Annotated in this window: 15 protein-coding genes; 13 read left to right on the forward strand and 2 right to left on the reverse strand. The window is 65.5% G+C overall.

Translation table 11 applies throughout. From position 1 onward, the window contains the following. Nucleotides 1-27: 27 nt before the first annotated feature. A complete protein-coding gene (locus ACLMAJ_RS11410) occupies nt 28-633 on the forward strand; it encodes a TetR family transcriptional regulator (RefSeq protein WP_412013555.1) in 606 nt (201 codons plus the stop codon). Nucleotides 634-728: 95 nt separating this feature from the next. After that, the gene (locus tag ACLMAJ_RS11415; protein ID WP_412013556.1) at nt 729-932 is read left to right on the forward strand and encodes a cold-shock protein; all 204 of its coding nucleotides are present in this window, start codon (nt 729-731) and stop codon (nt 930-932) included. 88 nt (nt 933-1,020) lie between these two features. Here the strand turns inward: ACLMAJ_RS11415 and ACLMAJ_RS11420 are convergent, their stop codons facing one another. Then, complete coding sequence (locus tag ACLMAJ_RS11420; protein ID WP_412013557.1) at nt 1,021-1,872, reverse strand: methyltransferase domain-containing protein; 852 nt, start codon at nt 1,870-1,872, stop codon at nt 1,021-1,023. Between the two features lie 281 nt (nt 1,873-2,153). On the opposite strand from ACLMAJ_RS11420, the gene rpsA reads away from it, so the two are divergent. The 11 genes from rpsA to ACLMAJ_RS11475 all read left to right on the forward strand — a co-directional run bounded on the left by rpsA (nt 2,154) and on the right by ACLMAJ_RS11475 (nt 14,623). After that, entirely contained in the window at nt 2,154-3,641 is a 1,488-nt protein-coding gene (gene rpsA / locus ACLMAJ_RS11425; protein ID WP_412013558.1) for a 30S ribosomal protein S1, read from the forward strand. Nucleotides 3,642-3,784: 143 nt separating this feature from the next. Continuing rightward, nucleotides 3,785-5,392, forward strand: coding sequence for an ABC transporter substrate-binding protein (locus ACLMAJ_RS11430; RefSeq protein WP_412013559.1), 1,608 nt, complete (start codon nt 3,785-3,787; stop codon nt 5,390-5,392). 23 nt (nt 5,393-5,415) lie between these two features. After that, complete coding sequence (locus tag ACLMAJ_RS11435; protein ID WP_412013560.1) at nt 5,416-6,369, forward strand: ABC transporter permease; 954 nt, start codon at nt 5,416-5,418, stop codon at nt 6,367-6,369. After that, a complete protein-coding gene (locus ACLMAJ_RS11440; RefSeq protein WP_412013561.1) occupies nt 6,362-7,288 on the forward strand; it encodes an ABC transporter permease in 927 nt (308 codons plus the stop codon). The genes ACLMAJ_RS11435 and ACLMAJ_RS11440 overlap by 8 nt, the downstream gene beginning before the upstream one ends. Nucleotides 7,289-7,548: 260 nt before the next feature. Continuing rightward, nucleotides 7,549-8,376, forward strand: a complete 828-nt coding sequence (locus tag ACLMAJ_RS11445; RefSeq protein ID WP_412013562.1) for an ATP-binding cassette domain-containing protein — start codon at nt 7,549-7,551, stop codon at nt 8,374-8,376. Then, nucleotides 8,373-9,014: an ABC transporter ATP-binding protein gene (locus ACLMAJ_RS11450; protein WP_412013563.1), complete on the forward strand. Its 642-nt coding sequence runs from the start codon at nt 8,373-8,375 to the stop codon at nt 9,012-9,014. Before ACLMAJ_RS11445 ends, ACLMAJ_RS11450 begins: the two co-directional genes overlap by 4 nt. Next, nucleotides 9,011-9,982, forward strand: a complete 972-nt coding sequence (locus tag ACLMAJ_RS11455; protein WP_412013564.1) for an ornithine cyclodeaminase — start codon at nt 9,011-9,013, stop codon at nt 9,980-9,982. Before ACLMAJ_RS11450 ends, ACLMAJ_RS11455 begins: the two co-directional genes overlap by 4 nt. Before the next feature lie 68 nt (nt 9,983-10,050). Further along, on the forward strand, nt 10,051-11,406 hold the full coding sequence (locus tag ACLMAJ_RS11460) for an alanine racemase (RefSeq protein ID WP_412013565.1): 1,356 nt from the start codon (nt 10,051-10,053) through the stop codon (nt 11,404-11,406). After that, nucleotides 11,403-12,491, forward strand: coding sequence for a PLP-dependent cysteine synthase family protein (locus ACLMAJ_RS11465; protein WP_412013566.1), 1,089 nt, complete (start codon nt 11,403-11,405; stop codon nt 12,489-12,491). The genes ACLMAJ_RS11460 and ACLMAJ_RS11465 overlap by 4 nt, the downstream gene beginning before the upstream one ends. Then, on the forward strand, nt 12,491-13,933 hold the full coding sequence (locus tag ACLMAJ_RS11470; RefSeq protein WP_412013567.1) for an MATE family efflux transporter: 1,443 nt from the start codon (nt 12,491-12,493) through the stop codon (nt 13,931-13,933). Before ACLMAJ_RS11465 ends, ACLMAJ_RS11470 begins: the two co-directional genes overlap by 1 nt. A gap of 57 nt (nt 13,934-13,990) precedes the next feature. Beyond that, a complete protein-coding gene (locus tag ACLMAJ_RS11475; protein ID WP_412013568.1) occupies nt 13,991-14,623 on the forward strand; it encodes a TetR/AcrR family transcriptional regulator in 633 nt (210 codons plus the stop codon). Here ACLMAJ_RS11475 and ACLMAJ_RS11480 read toward each other — a convergent pair. Then, a complete protein-coding gene (locus ACLMAJ_RS11480; protein ID WP_412013569.1) occupies nt 14,610-16,865 on the reverse strand; it encodes an MMPL family transporter in 2,256 nt (751 codons plus the stop codon). The two genes, ACLMAJ_RS11475 and ACLMAJ_RS11480, sit on opposite strands and share 14 nt — an antisense overlap. Nucleotides 16,866-16,972: the final 107 nt, after the last annotated feature.

Below are 16,972 nucleotides of genomic sequence, written 5' to 3' on the forward strand. Positions count from 1 at the left end.
TGTGGCGGACTGTGTGACAATATGTGCATGTCGTTGCGGGACAGAAAGAAGGAAAGGACCAGGCGAGCGATCGCCGACGCCGCGCTGCGATTGTTCGTCGCGCGCGGGTTCGATGCCGTGACCGTCGCCGATATCGCCGCCGAGGCCGACGTCGGGACGCGCACCCTGCATCGCTACTACGCGAGCAAGGACGAGTTGCTCTTCGCCGAGGACGACGAACATCGCGAGGAAATTGCCGCCCTACTGGACGAACGCCCCGTCGGTGAGACCGCCGAGGTCACGCTGGCCGCGGTGATCGACCCGATGGTCGGACGATTCGCCGACCGCCTCGCCGACGCTCGCGCGCGGGACACGCTGATCGCGGCGAACGCGGCTTTGCAGGCCAGGGAACTCGCCAAGCGCGCCGCCATCGAAGAGCTCGTCGCCGAGCACCTCGCGCTCCGGATGGGTGTCGACGTCGGCGCGGACGTGCGCCCGCTGCTCATGGCCAAGGTCGGCATGTCCTGTTTCTTCGCGGGATACCAGATCTGGCTCAATTCCGGCGGCGACCTCGGCACGCACATCGCCGCGGCACGGGCCGCTCTTGCGGCGGAATTCGGCACGTCGCGGCAGGTCGCCGAAACCTCACGCTGAACTCCGATCGCGCAGCACGGCGCGAAATGCTGGGAATCTGCCGACAGACCAGGCATTATCAGGACGTTCGGTCAGAGATTCCAACGGCGGGAGTGATGATGCAGGGCACTGTCAAATGGTTCAATGCGGACAAAGGATTCGGCTTCATCGCTCCGGATGACGGAGGGCCGGACGTCTTCGTCCATTTCAGCGCGATCGCCGACACCGGCTTCCGCAGCCTGAACGACGAGCAGCGGGTCGAGTTCGACGTCACGCAGGGCCAGAAGGGCCCGCAGGCGGAAAACGTTCGGCCGATCTGACGTTCTTCGAAGCCTGTGCGTCGCCGGGTCGGTCTGTAATCTCCTACGGCGCACAGGTTTTCGGGTGTCGTCGGGGCCTGCTGTTCGATCAGGCCGTCGGCTTCCTGGTAATGAAAATGGCGGTGCCCGGGAACAGCTCGCCCCGCAGCGGGCTCCATTGGCCCCATTCGCGGTCGAGCCATTCCGGCCAGTCGGGTTCGATGATGTCTTCGAGGATCAGGCCCGCGGCGACGATCTCGCGGACCCGGTCGCCGATGGTGCGATGGTGTTCGACGTAAGTCGCCTCGCCGTTATCGTCGACCTCGACATAAGGGGTGCGATCGAAGTACGGGATCGCGGCCTGTAGACCGGCCTCGCCCGGATCGTCCTGGAAGATCCAGCGCATCGGGTGGTTCACCGAGAACACCCAGCCACCGCCGGGGCGCAACACGCGAGCGACCTCGCGCATCACCAGGGCCGAGTCGGCGACGAAGGGGATCGCGCCGAAGGCCGAGCAGGCCAGGTCGAAGGAGTCGTCGGCGAAGGGCAGCGACTCGGCGCCCGCCTGGACCAGCGGAACCTGGGGTCCGCCACGATCCATGGCGGCAAGGCCGCGCTCGAGCATGCCCATCGAAAGGTCTAGGCCGACCGGGAGTGCGCCCTGTCCGGCGAGCCAGCGTGAGCATGGCGCGGAACCGCAGCCGATCTCCAGAATCCGCTTACCCGCGACCTCGCCGAGGAAATGCATATCGCCCTCGTGCAGGCCCTCCGGACACCACACGAACTCACCGCCCGGGGAGTCGACGCCGAGGAAATCGGCGTGGGTCTCGTGATACTGGGTGGCGTCGGCGTCCCACCAGCGTCTGCTCGCCTGCTGGCTGGCTTCCGAGCCGATCCGGGTGCGCGTGGTCCCGGTCGTTCCGAGCAGGGTATTTGCTTGCGCATGGCGATCTTCGGACACGCGATCAGCGTAGTCCGGCGTGGCGTCGGGACCGGTTTGCCCGGCCGGACCAAGGTCGCGTACGCTGAACGCGCGAGTGCCGCTTGTACTGCCGTAACGATGCCCTCATAAGGGGCTGAAGTAACAGGTGAGGTAGCAGAGCACCCGCGCTGAGTTTCACAAGCTTTGCCGTGCGGTACGTTCATTACGTCCGTCAAGTCGCGTCATCGCGGTGAGTTCGCAGCGTACCGAAAGTTCCAATGTCCGCAACCGACCACAATCCGTCCGGAGCAAACCGACATATGCCCACCACCGTCACCTCGCCGCAGGTAGCCGTCAATGACATCGGCTCCGCCGAGGATTTCCTCGCCGCCATCGACGCCACGATCAAGTACTTCAACGACGGCGATATCGTCGAAGGAACCATCGTCAAGGTCGACCGCGACGAGGTCCTGCTCGACATCGGTTACAAGACCGAAGGCGTCATCCCTTCCCGCGAGCTCTCCATCAAGCACGATGTCGACCCGAATGAGGTCGTTTCCGTGGGTGATGAGGTCGAGGCCCTCGTTCTCACCAAGGAGGACAAGGAAGGCCGCCTGATCCTGTCGAAGAAGCGGGCTCAGTACGAGCGCGCTTGGGGCACCATCGAGGAGCTCAAGGAGAAGGACGAGGCCGTCAAGGGCACCGTCATCGAGGTCGTCAAGGGCGGCCTGATCCTCGACATCGGTCTCCGTGGCTTCCTGCCCGCCTCGCTCGTCGAGATGCGTCGCGTCCGCGACCTCCAGCCGTACGTCGGCAAGGAGATCGAGGCCAAGATCATCGAGCTCGACAAGAACCGCAACAACGTGGTTCTGTCGCGTCGCGCATGGCTCGAGCAGACCCAGTCCGAGGTCCGCAGCGAGTTCCTGCACCAGCTGCAGAAGGGCCAGGTCCGCAAGGGTGTGGTCTCCTCGATCGTCAACTTCGGTGCCTTCGTGGACCTGGGTGGCGTCGACGGCCTGGTGCACGTCTCCGAGCTGTCCTGGAAGCACATCGACCACCCGTCCGAGGTTGTCGAGGTCGGTACCGAGGTCACCGTCGAGGTTCTCGACGTCGATCTGGACCGCGAGCGGGTTTCGCTGTCGCTCAAGGCGACTCAGGAAGATCCGTGGCGTCAGTTCGCCAGGACCCACGCGATCGGACAGATCGTTCCGGGCAAGGTGACCAAGCTGGTTCCGTTCGGTGCGTTCGTGCGCGTCGAAGAGGGCATCGAGGGCCTGGTCCACATCTCCGAGCTGGCCGAGCGCCACGTGGAGGTCCCGGACCAGGTTGTCGCAGTCGGCGACGACGCGATGGTCAAGGTCATCGACATCGACCTGGAGCGTCGCCGGATCTCGCTGAGCCTCAAGCAGGCCAACGAGGATTACCACGCCGAATTCGACCCGTCGAAGTACGGCATGGCCGACAGCTACGACGATCAGGGCAACTACATCTTCCCCGAGGGCTTCGACTCCGAGACCAACGACTGGATCGAAGGTTTCGACAAGCAGCGCGAAGAGTGGGAAGGCCGTTACGCCGAGGCGGAGCGTCGCCACAAGATGCACACCGCTCAGATGGAGAAGATGGCGGCCGACGCCGCGGCCGAGGCCGCGAACGGTGGCGGCTCGTCGAACTACTCCTCCGAGAGTGGTGCGCAGGCTTCTGCTTCGACGTCCTCCTCCTCGTCCAGCTCGTCCGAGTCGGCCGGCGGATCGCTGGCCAGCGACGCGCAGCTGGCGGCTCTGCGGGAGAAGCTCTCCGGCAACGCCTGATTCGACTGGATATACGCACGAAGGCCTCGGTCCCTATCGGACCGGGGCCTTCGGGCTGTCATAGGGTCGGCCGCCCGTAGGTTGTGGTTCATCTCACCGTCTTTGCTAATGACAATCATTATCATTGTCTTTACGATGCTGAGATGACCTTGTCGCGTTCCGGGATATTCGCTGTCGCAACGGCATTCGCCGTCGGATTGACGGGATGCGCTGCGCCGGGCGGGACTTCGCAGAGTAAAGACCGGTTCGTGGTGATCGATACCGAGGAGCTGGGGAGCTTCAGTCCGCTGCTCGGGCACGGCAAGAACGGGGAGTCGAAGGTCTTCGAGGGCCTGTATCGGGTGCAGGAGGGGGTGGTCGATCGGATCCCGGACGCGATAGCGGTGCTGGCGGTCGGTGCGCCGCAGCCGGTGGATGGAGACCTGTCGCGATGGCGGGTTACTACCCGCGCCGGTGTCACGTTCTCCGACGGGAGCACGTTCGGGCCGGAAGATGTTGTGGCGACATATAATTCGCTGATCGACCCGGCCTATGCGTCGAGCATTGCCGCGGAGTACGACTTCCTGCGAAAGGTCGCGCCGACCGGGCCGGACACCGTCGAGTTCACCTTGAACGGGCCCTACGCAGACTTCGATCACCGGCTGTTCCTGGCGATCGCGCCCGCGGAGGCTTTCGCCACGGCTGGCCCCGCCGACAAATCGGAGTTGGATCGGCACCCCATCGGTACCGGGCCCTACGTCCTCACCGAGTCACGCCCCGATCAGGTCGTGCTCACCGCTCGCGACGATTACTGGGGTGACAAGCCACAGGTCAAGACCTTTGTCATTCGGCGAAGCGACGACGACAACGCGCGGATCACCCAGCTGCGCGATGGCGCCGACGGCACTGTGCTGCCGCCCGAACTGGCCGAAGCCGCGGCGCGGGATGGCTACCGGATCGTGTCGGCGGCCACCGACGACTGGCGCGGAATCACGCTGCCTACCGGCAATCCCGTCTCCGGCGACCCCGCCGTCCGCACGGCGTTGAACTATGCGGTGGATCGTGGCGCGATGGTCGAGCACATTCTCGGCGGTGCCGGTAGCGCGACGTCCACGCTGATCAGCACCCTTTACGGCGACGCATACGATCCGGCACAGGACTTCCGATTCGATCGAGCCGAGGCAGCGCGGGTACTCGACGCCGCGGGTTGGCGGGTCGGCGGCGACGGAATCCGAGAGCGTGACGGTCGACGTGCGGCGTTCGAGATCGCTTACTACCCAACGGAAGTGCTGCGGCGAGATCTGACTATGGCGGTGGTATCGGATGCGAAGAAGGTGGGCATCGAGATCACCCCGGTCACCGTCGACAAGAAGGCGATGACGCCGGAGTATCTGGCGAAGACCGCGTTCATGCTGGGTGGCGGCGGCCAGCCGTACACCGTCGACAGTCAGCTCTACACCAAGTTCCACTCCCGCTACGCGGCACCAGGTGTCGGATCCAAGTGGGATAACGCGTCGGATTATGTGAATCCGAAGGTCGACCAGATCCTCGACGCCGCACGGGTGGAAGCGAATCCGCAGCGCCGCAGCGAGCTGTACCGTCAGTTCCAGCTCGAATATCACCGTGATCCGGCGATGTTGGCGCTGGTGACCACGAATCATGTGTACGCGCTGCGCGATAGCGGCTGGCAGGTCCCGCCGACGGCGCTGGAACCGCATGCCCACGGTGTCTCGTGGGGGCCGTGGTACTCCCTGGCGCGGTGGACCCGCTGATGGCGGCCGCCAGAGTAGGGCGGATGATAGGCAGGCGGCTGGCCATGGCAGTGCCGCTGGTTGTCGTGGTCTCGCTGACGGTGTTCGCGCTCGCGGCGGCGAGCCCCTTCGACCCGCTCGACGCCTACCTCGGCGCGCATGGTGACGGATTCACCGAAGCCCAACGCGCGCAGCTGCGTTCGCAGCTCGGGCTCGACCGGCACTGGCTCGGTGTGTGGTGGTCGTGGTTCGGCGACCTGTGGCACGGCGAGCTCGGGGAATCCCGGACCTACCACCAACCGGTGGTCGAGGTACTGGCCGAGCGGCTGCCGTGGACGCTACTGCTCGGTCTGCTCGGCGCGGTGCTGGCGATCGTGTTCGCGTTCGCGCTCGGCGCGTGGGCCGGGTTGCGCCGCGGTCGCACTGCCGATCGAATTATCAGCGCGACCGCTGTTGTCCTGCAATCTATTCCGCCGTTCGCTCTTGCGCTGGGCGCGGTGGTGGTTTTCGCATCGACTCTGCGCTGGTTTCCGGCGTCGGGCCTCACCGACCCGGGTGCGGGTGTGGAGGTGGCGTCGACCATTCGTCATATCGCGCTTCCCGCAGTGCTCTTGGGTTCGACCCAGCTGCCGTGGCTGGTCCTCGGGTTGCGCGAGACCGTGGCGCGCGGCCTGGACGGTGACGCCGTCAAGGGCGCGCGAGCACGTGGACTACCGTCGCGGGTCATCGCTTTCCGGCATGTGCTTCCGGTGTCGATCGCGCCGTTCCTCACGCTGTGTGGTGCTCGGCTGCCTGAGCTCGTGGTGGGCGCCACCGTTATCGAAACCATCTTCAGCTGGCCAGGACTCGGGTCGGCGACCGTGGAAGCAGCACGCGCACTCGACTTTCCGCTACTCGCGATCCTCACGGTGCTGATCACCGCGGTGGTGTTGCTCGGCAATCTGGCGGCGGATGCGGCGGGCGTGCTCATTGATCCGAGGATCGACGCGGATGGATGAATCGGGATCGGGCGCTCGTGTCGTAGGCGCCGGTAGTGCCGTCGGTTCGGGGCGGCGACCGCGCGGCTTCCTCCGGCGGGTGAGCGGTCGCCTGCTTCGGCGAAAACCGGTGCTGGTACTCGCGGTTGGTGTGCTGGTCGTCGCGGTGCTCTACGCCGGGCTGGTTCCGCTGCTGATGCCGGTCGATGACGCGCTCGTCGACTTTTCGATCAGCCGTCGGCCGCCGGGCTTCGAGTTTGCGTTCGGTACCGACAATGCCGGGCGCGATGTGTTCGTTCGGGTGGCAGAGGGGATGCGGATCTCGCTGTTCATCGCGCTCGCGACGGCGCTCGGGTCGGCGCTGGTCGGCATGCTGGTCGGCATCACCGCCGGTGCGTTCGGGGGGTGGTGGGACCGGCTGAGTATGCGGGTGGTCGACGCGGTGAATTCGCTACCGAGCCTGCTGCTTTCGCTGCTGATCGTCGCGATGTACCGAGGGTCGGTGCTCGCGATCGTGCTGGCGCTGGTGCTCACTCATTGGACCTCGATCGCCAGGGTGGTGCGCAGCGAAGTGCTCGCGTTGCGGCATGCCGAATTCGTACAGGCTGCCCAGCTGCGTGGCTTGCCGCGATGGCAGATCGTGCGGTGGCACTTCGTCCCGGTTGCCACGGGGCAGGTGGTTATCGGGGTGGTGCTGCTCATTCCGCACGCCATCTGGCACGAATCGACGCTGTCGTTCCTCGGCGTCGGCTTGCCACCGCACCGCGCCTCGCTCGGCACGCTGCTATCGGACGCGCAGTCGTCGATCTTGCTGGGCGACTGGTGGCTGCTGGTGTTCCCGGCCGGGCTGCTCATCCTCGTCACACTCGCTGTTTCGGTCGTCGGCGGCCATTTGCAGCGGAAATCGCAAGTGCTTCAAGATATTTCGGAATGGCCGTAAACATTCGCATGTGCTGGTGCGTGGATGGCGCGCGTCGGTGTTCGGTCCGTGCCGCAGGAGAAAGTGCTGCGGTTGGTGTGGTGTGGGACTGCGAAAGGCGTCAGTGTTCCCGGAGGCTTCAGTATGAACGTTGAAAGTTGGGTGGGTGGTCGTCGCGGCGTTCGGTCCACGCCGCAGGAGCGGTCGCGGTCGTATGGGCAGGCGCTGCGGTTGGTCCGGCTTCGGCAACGGAAGGCGACAGCCCACCGTGAGGTGTCGTTATGACGTTGACGCTCGGACAGGTCACTGTCCGCATTCCGCTCGGGCCCGGGCGAGTGGTCCATGCGGTGACCGAGGCGGACCTTCTGGTGCGTCGCGGCACCGTGCACGGTGTGATCGGCGAATCGGGCTCGGGCAAGTCGATGCTGGCCTCGACGGTCACGGGATTGCTGCCGAAACACGCCACGATGACCGGTGCGGTCACCATGGAGGTGGACGGCCGGACGTTGGCGGCGAGGGATATGTGGGCCGCCCGCGGGCGAATTGTCGCGCTGGTTCCGCAGTCGGCGATGACCTACTTCACGCCGGTCCGCCGAATCGGATCACAGCTCGCCGAGACGATCAGGTATCTCGGCGCCGCAAACGATCCCGTCGAGCTGATCACCAGGGTGGGACTGGAAGCTTCAGTGCTGCGACAGTATCCGCACGAGCTGTCCGGCGGGATGGCGCAGCGGGCGGCCGTGGCCTTCGCGCTGGCGGGGGATCCTGCGTTGATCGTCGCCGACGAGCCCACCTCGTCGCTGGAGGCGCAACGGTCCTCGGCGATCCTCGACCTGCTGGGCGAGTTCACGGCACAGGGCGGCAGTGTACTGCTGGTCAGCCACGACCTCACGGCGCTGCGTGACTCCGGCATCTGTGCCGACGTCTCGGTCATGTACGCCTCCAGGGTCGTCGAGTCGGGCAGTGCCGCACAGGTACTCCTCGCCCCGACGGAGCGATACACCAAAGATCTGCTCGCTGCCCTGCCGGAGAACGGTCTGCATCCCCTTCCGTTCGCGACGCCGGAGCTGGTCGATCTGCCCGACGACTTTCGGTACGGTGTCCGATGAAAGGTAGATCGCTTGCCGCACAGAAGATTTCGGTCTCATTCGGCAAACATGAGGTGCTCGCCGATGTCTCGATCGAGATCGAGGCGGGCGAAGTGGTCGGTGTCACCGGTCCGTCCGGTACCGGCAAAACCACACTCGCGCAGGTGTTGTGCGGACTGCGTAGGCCCGATCGCGGTCATGTCATCTGCGACGGTGTGGATCTGTCCCGTCGTCGCCGCACCGGGCAGGTCGCGATGCTGTTCCAAGCACCGCGTCGCTCCTGCAATCCGCGCCGCACCCTGCGTGAAACCATCGCCGAGCTGGCCCGCGGGCCCGTCGAATGGGACACCGTGCTGAGCTCGGTCGGCATGACGCGCGACCTGCTGGACCGGTTTCCGTCGCAAGTGTCCGACGGGCAGCTGCAACGTGCCGCCGTAGCAAGGGTTCTCGCCTCGAAACCCGACTACCTGCTGTGCGACGAGATGACCTCGATGCTCGACCCCGCCACCACTGCCACCGTCGCCAGGACCGTCACCGGCCTGGCCGCGACCGGCGTCGGCGTGCTCTTCATCAGTCACGATGTCCCGCTGCTGACCGCATGCACCGATCGCCTCGTGCACTTGTCCGCAGCATCCAACAATCACATCGGAGCTCAATGACACTGCATATTCTGACCCGCACCGATCTGGCCGATATCGAGATCACCCCCGCCGAGGTCATCGACCTGGTGGAAGACGGTTATCTGGCGTTCGCGCGCGGTAGGTCACGCTGCCCGGTGAAGCTGATGATGCCGATCCCCAAAGCTGAACGCGACGCGGTCTCGTATTCGATGCTCGGCTACGACGGCTCGCTCGAACAGGTCGGTTTCAAGACCTCCTATCGGCAGGGCAGCGACAGCGCCGAAAAGTACTACACGACAATCAGTTTGTACGACGACACCACCGGATTGCCGTTCGCGTTGATGGATTGCCAGCGCATCGGTGCCTCACGTACCCCCGCGACGACGGCGATCACCGCGAAATATTGCGCCAGGGAAGGCGCGACGAGTGCGCTGATGATCGGCACCGGCATACAGGGGCGAAATACTTTGCCCTACTTGCTGACCGTATTGCCACAGCTCGAACAGTTGCGGTTGTTCGGAACCCATCCAGACGGGATCGCCGAGAGTATCGCCACCATGCGCCGCTACTTCCCGGACCGGGAGATCGAACTGGTCACCGATGTGCCGTCTGCGGTGGCCGAGTCCGATATCGTCGTCGTCGCTTCGGGCCGAGCCGCGCATCCCAAGGTCCGCACCGAGTGGTTGAAGCCGGGCGGGTTGCTGATTTCGGTGGCCAGCAAGGGCGTGGACGGTGGTGCGCTGGGCGACGCCGATTACGCAATCGCCACCAGCGCAGGACAATTGGGTGTCACCGGCTTGCGGCTGGCGGGACCGGACGGCGATGTCACCATCGATGCCGAACTGCCCGATATCGTCGCGGGGCGGGCGCTGGGTCGACGCGCCGACGCGGACCGGGTCTTCGCGTTTTCCAGCGGCATGATCATCACAGACATCCCGGTCGCGCACGCGTTGGCAACACGTGCGGTCGCGGCGGGACGTGGGCAGCGGGTGGAACTGTGGTCGTGAACGCGCTCGGCTCCGGAAATCCAACGTTGCTTCATTCGCCGGCGCAGCACGACGTTGCGCCGCATCCCGTGGCACAGCCCGATGCTCGAGCGCTGGTCGGCCTTCCGTCATTGCCCGCCTTGGAACAGCAGTGGCAGCGACGAGTCAGGTCCGATCCGCACCTGCTCTTCGACATCCACCACGCGGTCGGTGGTCCCTTCCATGTGGTGTACCCGCAGCAGTTCGCCGAGAACCTGCGCTCGTTCCAGAACGTGCTCGCCGCACACGAGGTCAGCGGTCAGATCTACTACGGCAAGAAGGCCAACAAGGCTGGCTGCTGGCTCAGGATGGTCGCCGACCTGAATGGTGCGGTCGACGTCGCGAGTGAGCCGGAGTTGGTGCATGCGCTCGCGCAGGGCGTCCGCGGCCGCGATATCGGTGTGACCGGCGCGGCGAAAAGCACCGCGCTGCTGCGGCTGGCCGCACGGCATGACTGCGTTGTCGCGATCGACGCGCTCGACGAACTCGAGCGACTCGCGAGCATTGTCCCGTTCGCCGGTCGCGTACGAATCCTGTTGCGCTGTTTGCCACCGAACGCCCCGAACAGCCGATTCGGCTTGACGGAGACCGATCTGATGCGCGCCGTCGCCCGATGCGGGCAGCTGAGCTCGGCAGTCGAGTTGATCGGTTTCTCTTTCCACCTGGACGGTTACGCGGTAGCGCCGCGCGCCGAACTCGCCTACGAACTGATTCGGCTCTGCGCCGAGACGAAGGCGAAAGGGCTCCCGGCCACTACGATCTCGATCGGCGGCGGGTTTGCCTGCAACTACCTCACCGAGCAGGACTGGGCGCACTTCACCGAACAGCGCAGTGCCGACTGGTTTCACGCGGGAAAGCAGTTCGAGAAGTTCTACCCCTATGCGCAGAACCCCGTCGGCGCGGCAATGCTCGACGCCATTCTTGCCACGAGGTTCGACGGCGCGGCACTGGCTGAGCATTTGCGCGACAACGATATCGAGCTGGTGCTTGAACCCGGACGCGCACTGCTCATCGACGCGGGTTTCACGATATTTCCGGTGCTCGGATACAAACAGAACGCCGACTACGGCATCACCACGGTGCACGGCCTCAGCATGAGTGTGTCCGAACAGTGGAAGGGCAGCGAGTTTCTGCCCGATCCGATCCTGTTGTCGCGCAGCCCGAATCCTGATGCCGAGCCGATCGCGTCATGCGTCGGCGGTGCGAGCTGCATGGAGTACGACGTGCTCACCTGGCGTAAGGTCCCGCTGCCGCAACGACCGGAATTCGGCGATCTGCTGCTGTATCCCAATACCGCCGGCTATCAGATGGACAAGAACGAGAGCGAGTTTCATCAGCTGCCATTGCCGCCGAAGGTCGTCGTGACCGACGAGGCGGGCCGACTGCGCTGGCGGTTGGACCGGTGACGGTGCAAGCGCCCGTGGCCGAGCCGCGCTATCGGCTCCGGGAGAATGTCGTCCGCTACGCCTCCGATCTCATCGGCGCCACGCCGCTACTCGAACTCACCCGCACCGGGACGGGCACCCGGCTGCTGTTGAAGCTAGAGCAGTTCAACCCCACCGGCTCCGCCAAGGTACGGATGGCAAGGGAGATGGTGCTGCAGGCCGAACGCAGCGGTGAACTGCGCCCCGGCGGCCACATCGTCGAGCCGACCTCGGGAAATACCGGCACCGGTCTGGCGCTGATGGCGCTCGAACGCGGGTACACATTTACCGCGGTCGTCGACGGGCACGCCGCACGGGACAAGTTGCGTGCCATGAAAGCGCTCGGTGCCCAACTGATCGCCGTCGACAGCGGCAACAGTGACGAGCCGAGCTCGGTGGAACGCGGGCGCGTCGCCGACGAGATCGCGACGCGCACCGGTGCGTATCGGCCGGACCAGCACAACAATCCGCACAACGGCGCGGGCTACCGTGATCTCGCGGGCGAACTGCTTTCCGACCTCCATACCGATGTCGACTACTTGATCGGCGCCGTCGGCACCGGCGGATCATTGTGCGGCACAGTCGAAGAGCTGCGCAGGCTCGGTTCCGCGGTGTACGCGATCGGCGTCGAACCCGTCGGCTCCATCATTTTCGGCGGCAAGGGCGGGCGGTACTGGCAGAGCGGCGCGGGCAGCCCCACCGGATTCCCGATCGGCGGGAATGTGAATTACGACGTCATCGACGAGGACTGCCAGGTCGGCGACGTCGACGCCTTCGCGACCGCGCGGGTGGTGGCAAGGCGCACCGGCGTTCTGGTCGGCGGAACCGCCGGCGGCGCGATACATGTGGCATTGCGCAGGCTGGTGCATCTGCCTGCGGGTAGCACGGTCGTGGTGCTGGTCTGCGACGCGGGGGAGAAGTATCTCGACACCGTCTATGACGAGGACTGGTTGCTGGCGCGCGGCCTGTTCGACGAGGCAGCGCAGCAGCGTATTACGCGGCTGTTCGGCGCCTATGAGGAATCCATGCGGCTGGCCGCAGGCGACATCGCGAGAACGGGGACCTGATGCTGATCGGACATCGCCGCCTGTTCGAAGGGTCCCTTGGCCGGTGGACCGACTATCGGGCGATCATCGCGCTTGCCGCGCCGATTACGGGTATCCAGCTCGCCCAGGTCGCGCTGACCACCGTCGATCTGGCGATGATGGGGCTGCTCGGCATCGCCGCGCTCGCGGCGGGTGGCCTCGCGCTGCTGTTGTACAACCAGCTGCGCACGATGTGCGTGGGGATGGTCACCGGTGTCGGAAATATGGTGGCCGCCGCGGCGGGCCGAGGCGAAAAGCGCACGGGTACAGGTGAGATCGACCAAGAAGCACGGGGCGAGATCCGCGGGTATGTGCGGGCGGCGGGTGCGGTCGCGACGGTAACTGCCGTCGCGGGAGCGGCGATGCTGATCGGCCTCGGCTACGCGCTGTCCTGGCTCGGGCAAGACCCCGCGGTGCTGGAACCGGCCCGTACGATCATCTGGACGCTCGCGCCGGGACTGATCCCGATGCTGTGGCTGAATGTGCTGCGACAGTTCGCCGTCGGCATGCGCCGCGCGGGTTCACTGCTGCGTGTGACACTGCTGTCGATCGGTGTGAATGCGTTACTCGACGCGGTGTTCATCTTCGGCTGGCTGGGTGTCCCGAAATTGGGCCTTGCCGGTATCGGGTTGGCCACCACCCTCGTTCAGGTCTGGACCTTCGGAACCTATTTGCGCATGGTTCGACGTGACGCGGTACTCGGCGAGCTGCTTTCGGTTCGGGTGTGGCGGGCCGACCACTCGACGGTCATCCAGATCGTCCGGATGGGCACCCCGATATCGCTGACCTACGGTGCCGAGGCGGCGATCACCTCGATCGCGACCCTGATGATGGGCGGCTTCGGTCCGGTCGCACTCGCCGCGAGCAATATCGTGAACCAGCTCGCGTACATCGTCTACCAGGTCAATATCGGACTGTCGCAAGGTAGTTCGATCCTCGTGAGTCGCACGGTCGGGCAGGGGGAGTGGCGGAAGGTCCGCGCCATCGCGCGGCGCACGTTCACCATCGCAGTGGCGTTCATGACCGTCATCGGTGCGCTGTACCTGCTGTTCCCGCAGACGGTGCTGGCCCCCTTCCTCGGCGAGAATCGCGACGATGTCACCGTTGTCGCCGCGTCCTCGACCCTGCTGTGGTTCGCGATCATCCAGCAGTACTGCAAGGGTTCGCAGAACCTCTGTATCGGAATGCTGCGCGGCATCGGCAACACCAAGGCGGGCATGCAGAGCACGCTGATCGGCTACTTCGCCGTCGGTGTACCGGCCATGGCTCTGTTCGGCTACGGGCTCGACTGGCGCGGTCCTGGCGTCTGGCTGGGTCTGTGCCTCGGGTTCGGTGCCACCGCGGCTTTGGTATGGCGGCGATTCTCGAGGCAGTCGGCGGCGCTGAAGGACCGTGATCGGGAGACGCTGCTGGCCACGGCTTGACTCGAGGCATTCGCGCCGAAGCCGTGATCGAGGCCGGGCCCAGGTATTCTCGGACTGATGTCCGAGTCCGCCGTGGAATTTTCCTCGAGCCTGTGGGAACGCAGGAAGATCGAGGCGATGAGCCGAATCCAGCAGGTCGCGCTGGATCTGTTCGACGAGCACGGCTACCGCAATGTGACGGTCGACCGGGTCGCGACCGCGGCGGGTGTGTCACCCAGTTCGATCTACCGGTACTTCGGCACCAAGGAGATGCTCGTTCTCTACGACGAGGCGGATCCACGTATTCTCGAGGTGATCAGAACCGCGGGCGGTGCCGAAACCATCGCGCCCGCCGACTTGATCGCCGTCACCAGGCTGCTGGTTCCGGTGCTGATCGAGTCGCTGCTCACCGAGGAGTCCGAGCGCCGGATCCGCAGGCGGCTGCAGTATGTGGTGACGATTCCGGAGATCAGGGACGGTCAGACCCGGCAGATGCGGGAGCTGGCCGACCAATTCCGGAAGCTGTTCGCCGAACGGTCTGGCCGCGACCCAGAGGACCTGACGGTGGGGATGGCCGCCGCTACCGGTGTCTGGGGGTGCGTCGCGGCCCTGGATCATTGGGCCGCAACCGGTTTCGCGCGCAGACTCGAGGATATCTACACCGAGGCGGTCGGTTCGATCGTCGACGCGATCGAGGTCATGTTCCGGTAGCCGGGAGATCTGACGGTGCGTCATCACGATTCGCCCGCCGATTCCAGCCGCGCGGCAGCCACCAGTTCCACCGACCGAACAACTGCATGAACGCGGGCACCAGCACCAGCCGCACCACGAGGGCGTCGATGGTGATGGCCACCGCCAAAGCGAACCCGATCTGCTTCAGCTCCAGCACATCCGCTGTTACGAAGCTCGCGAACACCGCGACCATGATGGCGGCCGCCGCAGTGATCGGCCGCGCGGTGCGCCGCAAGCCCTCCGCGACCGCCGCCGCGTTGTCCTGATGGCGATCCCAGGCTTCCTTCATGCGCCGGATCAGGAACACTTCGTAGTCCATCGACAGGCCGAACAGCACCGCGAACACCAGCATCGGCAGATAGACCTGTAGGAATCCGGTGCTGCGGAACCCGAGCGCCGACTCGCCGATACCGTGCTGGAAGACGGCGACGGTGATGCCGAGTGCGGCACCGGTGGCCAGCAGGTTGAGCAGGATCGCCTTGACGGCGAGCACGATACTGCGGAAGGTGACGACGAGAAACGCCAGCGAAACGGTCAGCACCAAGAAAATCACCCACGGAAAGCGGGCGGTAATTCGTTCCGACACATCGGCGAACGATGCCGAGGTGCCGCCGACCCGAAACTCGGTGCCTTCGAGTGTCGTAGCGCGAGAACGGATATCGGAGACCAGCTCGCCCGCCTCGGTGGAGTCGAAGGAAACCTTCGGCACCACCGCGACGAGCAGCCTGCCCTCTGCCCGCTGTGGAAGCACCGTCGCGACCCGTGGGTCGCGTGCCAGCTCGGTGACGAATTCGTCTACCTCCGTGTGTGATTCGCGGTTCAGTGGTGCGCCGCCCGGTCCGGTGGCGACCACCTCGATCGGCGCGAGCAGTCCGGGCCCGAAGTTCTGCTGGACCAGCGAGGTGGCCTGTCCGGTCGGGCGGTCGGCCAGCGAACCGAGTCCCATATCCACCCCGTACCTGATGCCGGCAGCCGGTGCCGCCGCGATGGTGAGTACCGCGACGCCGACGGCGCCGAACAGCACCGGTCGCGCCATCACCAGATGCGCCAACCGCGCCCAACCGGTCGAGGCCGTCTCGGACCCGGCCTCCGCGGGTCGCAGTCGGGCGGGGATCGCACCGCGGTCGACGGCGGGCCCCGATACCGCCAGCAGTGCGGGCAGCAGGGTAAATGCCGCGGTGAGCGTAGCGATGACCGCCGTAACCACCCCGATCGCAACGCCATTGAGCATGGGCAGCCCGACAACAGCAAGCGAGCACAGCGAGATCAACACGATCAACCCGGAGGCCAGGATGGTCCGTCCGGTGGTGTCCATGGCCGCGCCGACCGCTTGCGCGATGGCGTCGGTCGCGCGGCGATCGCGGATACCGCGCCTGGTGAGCTCCTCGTTGAAACGGCTCACGATGAACATCGCGTAGTCGATCGCGGTTCCGGTGGCGATCATTGTCGCCACCGAGAGCACCAGTGAGTCGAAGGTCGAGAAGGTGCTCAGCCCGGCAAGCACGCCGATGGCCACCCCGATGCCCGCCGCGGTCATCACGATGGGCAGCATCGCGGCCGCCAGCGCGCCGAGGGCGAGCACCAACACCACGGTGGCCACCGGCAGGCCGATGGCTTCCGCGCGTTGCAGATCGGCGGTCTCGATGTCGGTCAGATCCGCCTGTGCCGGTGCGAATCCGGTAACCATCACCTCGACACCCGCATCGGATCGCTGCGCGAGCGTCGACTGTAGTTTTTTGGCGATCTTGACCCGCTCCGTCATACCGCCGTCGACGCCGACCAGTCCGAACGCGGTGTGCCGGTCCGTCGAGATCTGCGCCGCCGCATTGCCTTCGAACGGGCCGATCGCACCCGCGACGCCGTCGGTGGCCCGCGCCGCGGCAATCGCGCTATCGATCACCGCGCGGTATTCCGACGTGTCTGCGGTGCGTCGCGTCGAATGGAAGACGATCAGGTCCTGTTCGGTGCCGAATTGTGCGAAGTGTTGTGCGACAAGTCGATCGACGCTCACCGAGTCGGATCCGGGAACCGAGTAGTCGGGCGAGCCGAGGCTCGCGTGTAAAGCCGGGTAGGCCGACGCACAGGCGATCACCAGCAGCAGCCACGTCGTGAGCACGATTCGGCGGTGCCGCGCCATCGCGACTCCCCAGCGTCCGACGACACCGAGCCGAGGCATCGGGTCCGGTGGATCCTGCCGTTCGATCACATCTTGCTGTGTCATCGCCCCTCCGCACCCATTACCTGAGAGTGACTCTCAGATATTTGCCGCCAGCCTACGAACCGGCCCGGCAAGAAAGCAAGTGACTGTCAGAAAATAGGCCCGCGCAA

Source organism: Nocardia arseniciresistens (assembly GCF_046764875.1).
In the GTDB taxonomy this organism is placed as follows: Bacteria; Actinomycetota; Actinomycetes; order Mycobacteriales; family Mycobacteriaceae; genus Nocardia; species Nocardia arseniciresistens.